At 59.1% G+C, this 13,229-nt stretch carries 8 protein-coding genes; all 8 read right to left on the bottom strand.

Annotated features, from left to right (window positions below; translation table 11 throughout):
* Positions 1-76: 76 nt before the first annotated feature.
* Entirely contained in the window at positions 77-1,438 is a 1,362-nt protein-coding gene (gene yegQ / locus ABIE11_RS06275) for a tRNA 5-hydroxyuridine modification protein YegQ (RefSeq protein WP_100779590.1), read from the bottom strand.
* Positions 1,439-1,591: 153 nt separating this feature from the next.
* Positions 1,592-1,924: a YegP family protein gene (locus ABIE11_RS06270; protein WP_100779591.1), complete on the bottom strand. Its 333-nt coding sequence runs from the start codon at positions 1,922-1,924 to the stop codon at positions 1,592-1,594.
* 140 nt (positions 1,925-2,064) lie between these two features.
* Positions 2,065-2,787, bottom strand: coding sequence for a two-component system response regulator BaeR (baeR, locus tag ABIE11_RS06265; protein ID WP_100779592.1), 723 nt, complete (start codon positions 2,785-2,787; stop codon positions 2,065-2,067).
* Positions 2,784-4,187 carry a two-component system sensor histidine kinase BaeS gene (gene baeS / locus ABIE11_RS06260; protein WP_429184149.1) on the bottom strand — a complete coding sequence of 468 codons (1,404 nt, stop codon included), beginning with the start codon at positions 4,185-4,187 and terminating at the stop codon, positions 2,784-2,786. The genes baeR and baeS overlap by 4 nt, the downstream gene beginning before the upstream one ends.
* Entirely contained in the window at positions 4,184-5,599 is a 1,416-nt protein-coding gene (locus tag ABIE11_RS06255) for an MFS transporter (RefSeq protein ID WP_429184148.1), read from the bottom strand. Before ABIE11_RS06255 ends, baeS begins: the two co-directional genes overlap by 4 nt.
* A complete protein-coding gene (gene mdtC / locus ABIE11_RS06250) occupies positions 5,600-8,677 on the bottom strand; it encodes a multidrug efflux RND transporter permease subunit MdtC (protein WP_429184147.1) in 3,078 nt (1,025 codons plus the stop codon).
* On the bottom strand, positions 8,678-11,800 hold the full coding sequence (locus ABIE11_RS06245) for an MdtB/MuxB family multidrug efflux RND transporter permease subunit (protein WP_371972886.1): 3,123 nt from the start codon (positions 11,798-11,800) through the stop codon (positions 8,678-8,680).
* Entirely contained in the window at positions 11,800-13,047 is a 1,248-nt protein-coding gene (locus ABIE11_RS06240; protein WP_319418188.1) for an MdtA/MuxA family multidrug efflux RND transporter periplasmic adaptor subunit, read from the bottom strand. The genes ABIE11_RS06245 and ABIE11_RS06240 overlap by 1 nt, the downstream gene beginning before the upstream one ends.
* Positions 13,048-13,229: the final 182 nt, after the last annotated feature.

The raw sequence follows: 13,229 nt of genomic DNA, 5'->3' as shown, positions 1-13,229 counted from the left end.
AATACCCGTATTGAACGAAGCGGTATGTGATCCGATTCTAAGAATTATCCCATGCTGAAAAAATCCCGACAGTTGACTATTTACTGTGCGGATTACGGGTGCTTTCGCCAGCAAAATTGCGCATCAGCAGCGCGTATTCCAGCTCCACCTCTTCCGGTACCGGCAGCCACACGGTGTGACCATCCCCAGGGGCGACGGTGATTGCTTCGCCTTTGCCGTTTTCCAGATGCTCCAGCGTGAAGTTGATATTGCCCTGCGGGGTCATCAGCTCCAGGCTGTCGCCTTTGGTGAATTTGTTCTTCACTGCCACTGCCGCCAGCGGGCCTTTGCGCGCGCCGGTAAAGTCGCCGACAAACTGCTGGCGCTCGGAGATGGAGTAGCCGTGCTCGTAGTTCTGATAATCGTCATGAGTATGACGACGCAGGAAGCCTTCGGTGTAGCCGCGATGGGCCAGGCCTTCCAGGGTTTCCAGCAGGCTGGTATCAAACGGTTTTCCCGCTGCGGCGTCGTCGATGGCTTTTCGGTACACCTGGGCGGTACGGGCGCAGTAGTAGTAAGACTTGGTGCGGCCTTCGATTTTCAGCGAGTGCACGCCCATCTGCGTCAGACGCTCGACGTGCGCAATCGCGCGCAGGTCTTTGGAGTTCATGATGTAGGTGCCGTGTTCGTCTTCAAACGCCGTCATGTATTCGCCCGGACGTTTGGCCTCTTCAATCATAAACACGCTGTCGGTTGGTGCGCCCACGCCCAGCGTCGGCTCCACGGTTTTCACCGGAATAGGTTCATGCTTGTGCACGATGTTGCCCACATCATCTTCTTTCCCTTCCTGGACGTTATATTCCCAGCGGCAGGCGTTGGTGCAGGTTCCCTGGTTCGGGTCGCGCTTGTTGATGTAGCCGGAGAGCAGGCAGCGGCCAGAGTAGGCCATGCACAGGGCGCCGTGAACGAAGATTTCGAGTTCCATTTCCGGCACCTGGGTGCGGATCTCTTCGATCTCTTCAAGAGACAGCTCGCGCGACAGAATCACACGCGTCAGGCCCATCTGTTTCCAGAATTTGACCGTCGCCCAGTTGACGGCGTTGGCCTGCACGGAAAGATGGATATCCATTTCCGGGAAGTTCTCACGTACCAGCATGATTAAACCGGGATCGGACATAATCAGCGCATCAGGACCCATTTCCACAACCGGCTTCAGATCGCGAATAAACGTTTTCAGCTTGGCGTTGTGCGGCGCGATGTTCACGACCACGTAGAATTTTTTGCCCAGGGCATGCGCTTCGTTGATGCCGAGCTGTAAATTCTCGTGGTTGAATTCGTTATTACGCACGCGCAGAGAGTAACGCGGCTGGCCCGCATACACCGCATCGGCACCGTAAGCGAAAGCGTAACGCATATTCTGCAGCGTTCCCGCCGGGGAAAGGAGTTCTGGTTTAAACATGTTTGTTCTCGTTCTGATGACAGGTCAGATCCGCGTGCACCTGGTGCAGCGGTAAGGGGAGATCCCCTACTTTAAGGGCGGGCATTGTAGCGCTGCGGGGGAGGGAGGTAAAGCGCCGGTTGGCTGCAAAGCCTGCCCGGCGGGTCTGGCGGGTCAGGTTAAATCTTTCACCGTCTGGCTGGTGCCATTATTTTTCACCGAGGCAATACCACTTTCCCGCGTCTGCTCGGAAGCATAAAGCTGGCTTGAACCGATCACCTGGTGGTTTGCCGCCTTAAGGTTGAAGTGATATTTCCCGTTGGTCGCCGTTTTTTTCTCATAGCGCTCGTCGTGCGGGCTATTGGTACGCACGGAGGCAATGCCGTTTTCTGCTGCGGATTTGGTGGTGTACAGCTCACTGGTGAGGATAATTTCTCCGTTTCCTGCTTTCAGAACAAATCTGAACTGCCCGTCACTGCTTTTGCTTAGTTCGAACCAACCAGCCATAAAACACTCCTTGAGGAAAGTTAACGAGAAACAGGCGACAGCTAAACGCACCGACAAGAAGAGTATGGATGATAATGTGAGACTTTCTAGTGAAGAAAAACCCGCCAGCGGGCGGGTCAGATTTGATGGGGGAAATTCTTTTACGCGATCCGACAGGCATCCGCCTCCCAGCGATACCCCACGCCGTACACCGCGCGGATAAACGACTGATCGGCGTCGAGCGCTTCCAGTTTACGGCGCAGGTTCTTGATATGGCTGTCGATGGTGCGGTCCGTCACCACGCGGTAATCGTCATAGAGATGATTCAGCAGCTGTTCGCGGGAGAACACTTTCCCCGGCTCGTGAGAGAGGGTTTTCAGCAAGCGGAATTCCGCCGGCGTCAGGTCCAACAGTTTGCTACGCCAGCTTGCCTGGAAGCGGCTCTCATCGACAATCAGCGGGCTTTCGGCGTCGAGCACCTGAAGTTCGCGCTGTGGACGGCAGCGGCGCAGAATCGTTTTCACGCGGGCGACCACTTCACGCGGGCTGTAGGGTTTGCAGATGTAATCATCGGCACCGATTTCCAGCCCCAGCAGGCGATCGATCTCTTCGATTTTCGCCGTCACCATCACAATCGGTACGTCGGAAAAACGGCGGATTTCGCGGCACAGCGTCAGGCCGTCGGTGCCTGGGAGCATGAGATCCAGCAGAATCAGATGCGGCGGCGTCTGGCGCACATAGGGCAGCACCTGATCGCCGTGATTAATCAGCGTGGGGGCATAGCTTGCCGCGCGTAAATAGTCGATCAATAACTGCCCAAGCTTAGGCTCGTCCTCCACGATCAGAATGCGTGGCGTGTTTTCGTCAATGGGTAACTCAGTCATACTTCTCTCGATAAATCGCGTTCCAGCGGTAACTCTACTGTAATGCTAACCCCGCCAAAAGGCGAATGGGCGGCGCGGATAGTGCCGCCGTGCGCCTCGACGATGTTAACGCAAATCGCCAGCCCCAGACCCGAACCGCCGCTGGCACGGTTGCGCGAACCTTCGGTGCGGTAAAAGCGCTCGAACAGTTTCTCCAGCTGCGCGTCCTGCACTCCCGGCGCGGAATCGGCAAAGGTAAGGGCGAAGCGCCCGTCTTCGACGCGACCAGAAATGCGCAGTGCGCCGCCGCCGTCCGTATAGCGCAGGCTGTTTTCCAGCAGGTTATTAAACAGCTGCATCAGACGGTCCGGATCGCCGAAGACCACGGCGCTATCCGGCAGGGAGAGTTCAATTTTCAGATTCCGGCTGGCGAAGCGTTCGCGGAACGCGCCGCTGACCACCTCCAGAATATTGATCACATCGACAGGCGCTTTTTGATAGGCCAGCGCGCCCTCATCGGACATGGAAAGCTGATGCAGATCGTCCACCAGCTTGGTCAGGGTGCCCACTTCTGCCTGCAACGAGGTGACGGATTCGGGCGTAAACTGACGCACGCCGTCCTGAATGGCTTCCAGTTCACCGCGCAGCACCGCCAGCGGCGTGCGCAGCTCGTGGGAAATATCAGCCATAAAATCGCGGCGCATCTGCTGGTTTTTCTCAAGCGTACTGGCGAGCTGGTTGAAGTCCTGTGCCAGTTTGCCCAGTTCGTCCTGGCTACGGGTATCCACGCGGGTGGTAAAGTCTCCTGCCGCCAGCTTGTGCGTGCCTTCCACCAGCCGTTTGACGGGGGCCAGCAGGCCGCGCGCCAGCGGGAACGTCGCCAGTGCCGCAAGCAGGGTGGAGAGGGCGACAATCAGCCAGCTGGTCTGGCGTTGCTGGCGATCAAAGTTGATATCCGTGTTGCGCGTCAGCCGTTCGACCGGCGAGGCGATCACCCAACCGACAGTGGCACCGTTAAACATAATGGCCCGCCGCGTGCCGTCTGGTGGAACCGGCGCGCGAGGCCCAACCAGCACGTATTTATCCTCGTCGATCACCCAGAACTGCGTGCGCCAGCCGTGCGGCGGCATACCCGGTCCCGGACGATCGTCGTCGTTATCATGCTCAAGCGATTTGAGGATCTGGAATACAAAGCGGTCGTTATTGCGCAAGAAACGCCAGTTGCCGTGCAGGGCGTACTGATCGGCCAGCGCGTCGCTCAAGCCCTGCAGTCGCTGTTCGTTCCCGCGCTTAATGTAGTCGATAAAACCCCGTTCGAAGCTGACCCGCACGGCCCAGTGCATGGTGATGAGCAGCACGATACAGGTGGCGAAAATCGCCAGAAACAGTTTTCCAGTAATGCCGGGGCGCCAGAATTTCATGACTCACTCCTTTTACGTCGGCTGATGACGACGTTCTTGCTGGTATCATCCGGGACCCGGGCGAAAATTAAGGCGGGCAGGGCGATAATCACCGCCATGCTGAGATAGGTGTAAAAGAAGACCTGATGCGCGCCGGCGGTGTCTGCGCCCAGATGATGCTGACCGTACATGCCGAGCAGCAAGCCCGCGACGGTCACCCCCACGCTCATGGAGAGCTGCATGATCATCGACAGCAAACTGTTGCCGCTGCTCGCCAGTTCGTCGGGCAGATCCTTCAGCGTCAGGGTGTTCATCGACGAGAAACGCGTGGAGTTAATCACCCCCTGGAAGAACAGCACCAGCGGCAGGGCGTAGTACCAGCCCATCAGCGCCACGGCCATAAACAGCAGGCTGATCAGCGCCAGTCCCAGCGTTGCGGCGACCAGCACCCGGCGATAACCAAAGCGGTTAACCACCTGCACCACAATGCGTTTCATGCCCATGCTGCCAAGCACCATCGGGATCATCATCAAACCGGCGTGGAACGGCGAAAAGCCCAGTCCAATCTGCAGGAACACCGGCGTCATAAACGGCAACATGCCGCTGCCAAGACGCCCGGCGAAGCTGCCGAGCAGCCCGAGGCGGAAGGTGTGATTGCGAAACAGCGACAGGCTGAACAGCGCCTGGTCGTTATCCCTGGCGTGCCACAGATACCACAGCACCGACAGAACGCCGATAGTCACCAGCAGCGCCAGCGTGAGGGTGGAAATCCCCAGCCCCTTTTGCCCGTCCAGCGCCAGGGTCAGCGTCGCCATGCCCGCTGCCAGCAGCACAAAACCGAAGAGATCAAAGCGCCGCGTCTGCATTTTGTAGTTTGGCATCAGCCACAGCGTGGCGATTGCGCCGACAACCCCGACCGGAAGATTAATCAGGAAAATCCAGTGCCAGGAGGCGTACTCCACCAGAATCCCGCCGAGGGCAGGGCCGAGCAATGGCCCGACCTGACCGGGCAGCGTCACGAAGGTCATCGCCGCCATATACTGCTCGCGCGGCACGATTTTCATCACCGTCAGTCTGCCGACGGGCACCATCATCGCTCCGCCGACGCCCTGCAACACGCGCGCCATCACCAGCTCGTTCAGCGTGTCGGCCTGCGCGCAAAACAGCGAGCCGAGGGTGAACAGAATAATGGCGGTGAAGAAGATATTGCGCACCCCAACTTTGTCCGCCAGCCAGCCGCTGGCGGGCAGCATCACCGCCACCGTCAGCACATAGGAGACGATGACCATGTGCATATGCAGCGGACTCTCCCCCAGGCTTTTCGCCATCGAGGGGAGGGCGGTGTTAACAATGGTGGTATCCAGCGACTGCATAAAGAAGCCGAAGGCGACAATCCACAGTTGCCAGCGAACATTGTTGGGCAGATCAGTCATTTACTCGCTTACCGTTTCTCTGTTTTTACGTGAAAAACGCACCCGCAGGCGGTCGAAGAACAGATACACCACCGGTGTGGTATAGAGCGTCAATAGCTGGCTCATCACCAGCCCGCCGACGATGGTGATCCCCAGCGGCTGGCGCAGTTCAGAGCCATCACCGCCGGAAATCACCAGCGGCAGTGCGCCAAACAGCGCCGCCAGCGTGGTCATCATAATCGGGCGGAAGCGCAGCAGGCAGGCCTGGAAAATGGCGTCCTGCGGCGACATATTGCCGTTGCGCTGCGCGTCGAGGGCGAAATCGACCATCATGATCGCGTTTTTCTTCACGATGCCTATTAATAACATGATCCCGATAAGCGCAATGAGGCTAAAGGGTGCGCCGAATAACTCCAGCGCCAGCAGCGCGCCGACGCCCGCCGACGGCAAGGTGGAGAGGATCGTCAGCGGATGGACGTAGCTTTCGTACAGAATGCCGAGCACGATATAGACCGTCGCAATTGCCGCCAGAATCAAAATCACCTGTGAGTTCATCGTCTCCTGAAACACCTGCGCGGTGCCTGCAAAGCTGCCGCGCACGGTCGACGGCACGCCAAGCTGGGTCATGGCGCGGTTAATCGCATCGCTGGCCTCAGAAAGCGACGAGCCGGTTGGCAGGTTAAATGACACCGTTGACGCCGCCGACAGCCCCTGATGGTTTACCGACAGCGGCGCGTTGGCGGGCTGCCAGCTGGCGAAGTAGGAGAGGGGGATCGATTTACCGTCGTTGTTGATAACGTACATCTTATCCAGCGCGCTGATGTCCTGGGTGTAGCGCGGATCGACCTCCATCACCACTTTGTACTGGTTCATCGGCTGGTAGATGGTGGAAATCTGGCGCTGACCAAAGGCGTTATTGAGCAAACTGTTGGCCGCTTCAACGTTAATGCCGAGCCGCGCCATGGTTTCGCGGTCATAGGTCAGGTTCATCTCCGCGCCGTTATCCTGCTGGTCCGAGTTCACATCGGCCAGCTCCGGCAGGGCCGCCAGCGCTTTACGGATTTTCGGCTCCCACTCGCGCAGGGCGGCCAGATCGTCTGACAAAAGGGTGTACTGATAGCTGGCGTTAGCCTGACGTCCACCGACGCGGATATCCTGAACGGCCATCAAAAACAGATTCGCGCCCGGCTCTTTGGCGAGCTTCACGCGCAGGCGGTCGATCACCTGCTGCGCCGTTTCGTTGCGCTCGCCGCGTGCTTTCAGGGTGATAAACATCATCCCGCTGTTAACGCGCGAACCGCCGGTAAAGCCCGTCACGTTATCGACGGCAGGATCTTCCCGGATGATCTTCATGAAATCCTGCAGCTTCACGCGCATCGCCTGGAACGAAATGCTCTGGTCAGCCTGAATCCCGCCCATCAGCACGCCTGTGTCCTGCTCGGGGAAAAAAGTTTTCGGAATGCTGATGTACATCCAGACGTTGAGCGCGATGGTACCCACCAGCACAAAACCGACGATTCGCGTATGGTTCAGCACCCATTTCAGTGACTTGCCGTAACCCTCCTGCATCGCCACCAGCAGGCGACCAACGCCTTTTTTACGCGGCTGGGAATGGGGCTTGCTGCGCTTAAGCATCCAGCCGCACATCATCGGCGTCAGGGTCAGGGAGATCACCAGCGAAATACCAATGGCGACAGAAAGCGTGACGGCGAACTCGCGCAATAACCGCCCCGGCAGTCCGCCCATCAGCAGCAGCGGCAGAAATACCGCCACCAGCGACAGGCTCATGGAGAGCACCGTAAAGCCCACTTCGCGCGTCCCCTGAAGCGCGGCCTGCAACGGTTTCATCCCCGCTTCCAGATGGCGCGAAATATTTTCCAGCACCACAATGGCGTCATCGACCACGAATCCGGTGGCGATAGTCAGGGCCATCAGCGACAGGTTGTTAAGACTAAATCCGCACAGGTACATGGCGGCGAAAGTGCCAATCAGCGATACGGGCACCGCCACGGCGGGGATTAGCGTCGCGCGACCGGAGCGCAGGAACAGGAACACCACCAGGATAACCAGCCCGACGGAGATAATCAGCGTCTGCTCGACCTCTTCCAGCGAGTCGCGGATGGTCGGGGAGCGATCCTGGGCGATTTGCAGATCGATCGCCGCCGGAATTGTCTCCTGCAGTTCCGGCAGGCGCTCGCGAATGCTGTTCACCGTCTGGATGATATTGGCTTCCGGCAGTTTGCGGATCATCAGCAAAATCGCCGGTTTGGCGTTCGTCATCCCGGCGTTACGCACGTCCTGCACCGAGTCGGTGACACTTGCCACATCGCTTAAACGCACCGCCGCGCCGTTGTTGTAGTGAATAATCAGCGGCTGATATTCCGCCGCGGTTTTTAGCTCGTCGTTGGTCTGGATCTGCCAGCGATGGCTGCTGTCCTCAATCGCTCCCTGCGGCCTACGCACGTTTGCATTGCTGATGGCGCTGCGCACATCATCCAGCGAGACCCCCTGGTTAAACAGCGCTTGCGGGTTCAGACCCACGCGCACGGCGGGCAGGGAGCTGCCGCCGACATCGACGTCGCCGACGCCGTCGATCTGGGCGATGGTCTGTGCCAGCTGCGTCGAGGCGAAATCGTACAGTTCGCCTTGGGAGTAGGTGTCTGATGTCAGCGTCAGAATCATGATCGGCGCATCGGACGGGTTGGCTTTGCGATAGGTTGGCCGGCTCGGCATGCCGCTGGGCAGCAGGCTTTGCGCGGCGTTGATGGCGGCCTGTACGTCGCGGGCGGCGCCATTGATATCGCGATCAAAGTTGAATTCCAGAATGATTCGCGTGCTGCCGAGGGAACTGCTGGAGGTCATTTCACTGACGCCCGCAATGCGCCCGAGAGAGCGCTCAAGCGGCGTGGCCACCGACGAGGCCATTGTTTCTGGCGACGCGCCGGGCAGGGAGGCGCTGATCATGATCACCGGGAAATCCACCTGCGGCAGTGGGGCCACCGGCAGCAGCCGGAAGCCGAGCACGCCGCACAGGGTGATGGCGAGGGAGATCAAAATCGTTGCCACCGGGCGGTAAATGAAGAGGGCGAAAAACTTCACTTACGCCTCCTCTTCACGTTTCGGGAAGCGCGCTTTGAGCCTCAGCGCCAGGCTGTCAAACAGCAGGTAAATCACCGGCGTGGTGAACAGCGTCAGCACCTGGCTTACCAGCAAACCGCCGACCATACCAATCCCCAGCGGACGACGCAATTCCGCACCGACGCCGGTACTGAGCATCAGCGGCAGTGCGCCAAGCAGGGCGGCCATGGTGGTCATCAGGATCGGGCGAAAACGCAGCAGGCAGGCCTGGAAAATGGCCTCGCGCGGGGCCATGCCCTGTTCGCGCTCGGCGGCAAGGGCGAAGTCGATCATCATGATGGCGTTTTTCTTGACGATGCCGATCAGCAAAATAATGCCGATAATCGCGATCACATCCAGCTCACTGCCCGACAGCATCAGCGCCAGCAGCGCGCCCACGCCCGCCGTGGGCAGGGTGGAGAGGATCGTCACCGGATGGATAAAGCTCTCGTACAGTACGCCGAGCACGATATACATCGCCACCACCGCCGCCACGATAAGCCAGATGGTATTGCCGAGTGCGGCCTGGAACGCCAGAGTGCTGCCCTGGAACTGGGTCTGGATATCCGTCGGGAAGCTAAGGGTTTTCTCGGCGTTGAGAATGGACTCCACCGCTTCCCCGAGGGAGTAATTGTCCGGCACGTTAAACGAAATGGTGGTGGACGGGAACTGATCGAGATGGTTGATCGAGAGCGGCGTAAAGCGCTGCTCGACGGTGGCAATTGCGTTCAGAGGCACCATCCCGCCGTCTTTACTGGTCAGGCGAATCGAATCCAGCGCCGCAAGGCCCGGCGTCTGTTCGGTGTTATGCTCCAGCACCACGCGATACTGGTTGGCCTGGGTGTAGATCGTGGAGATCAGGCGCTGGCCGAAGGCGTTGTACAGCGCGTTATCCACATCGGCCATGGAAATGCCCAGACGGCTGGCGGTGTCACGGTTAACGTTGACGTAGGCCGCCAGCCCCTGATCCTGCCAGTCGCTGCTCACGTCCGACAGTTGCGGCAGTTCCTGGAGCTTACTGACCAGTTGTGGAACCCAGGTGCTGAGCGCCTCCAGGCTGGTAGCCTGCAGGGTGAACTGGTACTGGGTGCGGCTGACGGTGGTATCGATGGTCAAATCCTGAGTCGGCTGCAGATACAGCTCGACGCCCGGCACTCTCGCCACCGCAGTTTGCAGCCGTTCGATCACGGTATTCACGCGATCGTCGCGGTCGTCCAGCGGTTTGAGATTGATCTGCAGGCGAGCGCTGTTCAGCGACGGATTGGTGCCGTCGACGCCGACAAACGACGTCAGGCTCTCGACCGCCGGATCTTTCATGATCACCTCGGACACCTGCTGCTGGCGCTGGGCCATGCTGGCGAAGGAGACGGACTGCGGTGCCTGCAGCGTACCCTGAATAATGCCGTTATCCTGAATCGGGAAGAATCCTTTCGGGATCATCACCCACAGCAGCACGCTCAGGGCCAGTGTCCCCAGCGCGACGCTCAACGTCGCCCACGGGTGATTGAGCACTTTGGTCAGCATTCGGCCATAGGCCGCAATCACGCGTTCAAACAGGCGCTCGGAGGCGCGAGAAAAACGGTTTTGCTTGCGCAGGGACTCCGCGCTCAGCATGCGGGCGCACATCATCGGCGTCAGCGTCAGGGAGACCACGGCGGAGATGAGAATCGCCACTGCCAGAGTGACGGCAAATTCGCGGAACAGACGGCCAACGATATCGCCCATAAACAGCAGCGGGATCAGTACCGCAATCAGCGAGAAGGTGAGGGAGATAATGGTAAAGCCGATCTCGCCTGCGCCTTTTAGCGCTGCGGCCAGCGGCTTCTCGCCTTTTTCGATATAGCGCGAAATGTTCTCGATGACCACGATTGCATCATCAACCACGAACCCGGTGGCGATGGTGAGCGCCATCAGGGTGAGGTTGTTGATGGAGAAATCGAGGAACACCATCACCGCAAAGGTCCCGACAAGCGACAGCGGAACGGCGACGGCAGGGATAATGGTCGCCGGAACATTACGCAGGAAGACGTAAATAATCATCACCACCAGCGCAATCGCCAGCATCAGCTCGAACTGAGTGTCGCTGACGGAGGCGCGGATATTGGTGGTGCGATCCGACAGGACCTTGACGCTCACCGATTTCGGCAGGCTTTCGATCAGCTGCGGCAACATAGTGCGAATGCTGTCAGCGGTGTCGATAATGTTCGCGCCCGGCTGGCGCTGGACGTTCATCACAATCGCCTGCTGTTTGTTGGCCCATGCGCCGAGCCAGCTGTTTTCTGCGCCTTGCTCTACGGTGGCCACATCACCGAGGCGAATGGGGGCGCCGTTCTGGTATGCCACAATCAACTGACGATACTCGTCGGCGGACTGCATCTGGTCGTTAGCCGAGAGCGTGACGGCGCGCGTTGGGCCGTCCAGCGAGCCTTTTGCCGAGTTGACGTTGGCGCTGCTGATGGCGGAGCGGATGGTTTCGCTGGTCAATCCGAGGGCGGCAATCGCCTGGGCGTTCAGTTTCACGCGTACGGCCGGACGCTGACCACCGGAGAGCGTCACCAGCCCGACGCCGGAGACCTGAGAGATTTTCTGTGCCACGCGCGTTTCCACCATATCTTCCACCTGTGTCATCGGCATGGCGGAGGAGGTGACGGCGAGGGTCATGATCGGCGGATCCGCGGGATTGACCTTGCTGTAAACCGGTGGATTGGGCAGGTCGGAGGGCAGCAGATTGGTGGCTGCGTTAATCGCCGCCTGCACTTCCTGCTCGGCCACGTCGAGGGGGAGGGTGAGCTGGAACTGTAGCGTCACCACCGACGCGCCGCCGGAGCTTTGCGATGACATCTGTTTCAGGCCCGACATCTGCCCAAACTGGCGCTCCAGCGGGGCAGTGATCGCCGACGTCACCACATCCGGGCTGGCACCTGGATAGAGGGTGATGACCTGAATCGTTGGGTAATCCACTTCGGGCAGGGCCGACACGGGCAGGAAGCGATAGCCGATAATCCCTGCCAGCAGGATCGCCACCATCAGCAGCGTGGTGGCGACGGGGCGCAAAATGAACAGGCGTGATGGCCCACCTGTGGAGCTGGGTGGCAATACCTGCATCAGGACGCCGCTCCCTGTTTCACGTGTTCACGTTTAGCCGGTTTTTCGCTGGTGGCCGTATCCGTGTGTGCTTCAACGACTTCGACTTTGGCCCCTTCGGTCAGACGGTCGATCCCGTCCGTTACCACACGATCGCCTGCGGAAAGGCCCGCGCTGATGACCACCGTCTGGCTGTCCTGAATGCCCGGTTTCACCAGATGTTTGCTGACTTTATTGTCACTGTTCAGCACCCAAACAAAGTTGCCTTCGTTGCCCATTTGCAGCGCCGCCGTTGGGATCACCACCGCATTCTCTTCGGTAGCGACCAGCATGCGCGCGTTGACGAACTGGTTCGGGAACAGGGCGTCATCCTGATTGGTAAAGCGGGCTTTAAGCTTAATGGTGCCGGTGGTGGTATCGATCTGGTTATCCAGGCTCAGCAGCTGGCCGTCGCTCAGCTTGGCTTTGTTCGCACGATCCCAGGCTTCTACCGCCAGCGTCTGGCCGTTTTTTTGCGCCTGTACGACGGTGGCGATTTCGCTTTCCGGCAGGGTGAAGACGAGATCAATCGGATGCGTTTGGGTGAGCACCACGATGCCGGTGGTATCGCCACTGGAGATCTGGTTGCCGATATCGACCTGTTTCAGGCCGACGCGTCCGTCAATCGGCGCGGTAATGCGACTCCAGTCGAGCTGCAATTGTGCGCTGGCGACGGCGGCTTCATCCGCTTTAATGGTCCCCTGGGCTTCGCTCACCAGCGACTGCTGCGTGTCCAGCTCCTGACGGGAAACGAGGTTGGTTTTTACCAGTTGCTGATAACGCGCCAGATCGCGCTGGGCGTTGGCAAGCGTTGCTTTATCTTTGGCGAGCTGGCCTTGCGCCTGCGCGAGGGCCACTTTGAACTGGCTTGGATCGATTTCAGCCAGCAGATCGCCAGCTCTGACCTGTTGGCCTTCCTGGAAGTGGATCGCCATCAGCTGTCCATCGACGCGGCTGCGCACGGTTACTGTGTTTGCGGCGGTGACCGTCCCAAGACCGGTGAGATAACGAGGAACCGATTTGCTGACAGCGGTCGCGGCCTGTACCGGGGCAAGCGCGCCACCGCGCATGCCGTGGCGTCCACCGCCCGCAGGGCGTTGTGTCTGGCCGTTAGCGCCTGCCGGAGCGGCACTCTGCGCCGATTGATTGTGCCAGTACCACGCGGCGGCAAGGGCCACCACAATGACACCGACGGCGATTGCCCAGCGGAATTTTTTGCTGCCTTTCATCGTTATACGTTCTCTTCCTGAAACACTTCGGGGAATGATACTAGTTTAGTCAGGCAACGCAGTGGAATAATGGAGGAAATATGAAAGACTGTCTGGATTTGTCTGAGAGATAAAAGCAAAACGGCAACCTGAGCTGCCGTTTTGAGGATTTCTCGCTCTTACCGGGAGAGCGCGGGGGGAGG

Origin of the sequence: Lelliottia sp. 489 (assembly GCF_050435885.1) — a bacterium.
Taxonomy (GTDB): domain Bacteria; phylum Pseudomonadota; class Gammaproteobacteria; order Enterobacterales; family Enterobacteriaceae; genus Enterobacter; species Enterobacter nimipressuralis.
This window is presented reverse-complemented; position numbering and strand designations above follow the sequence as displayed.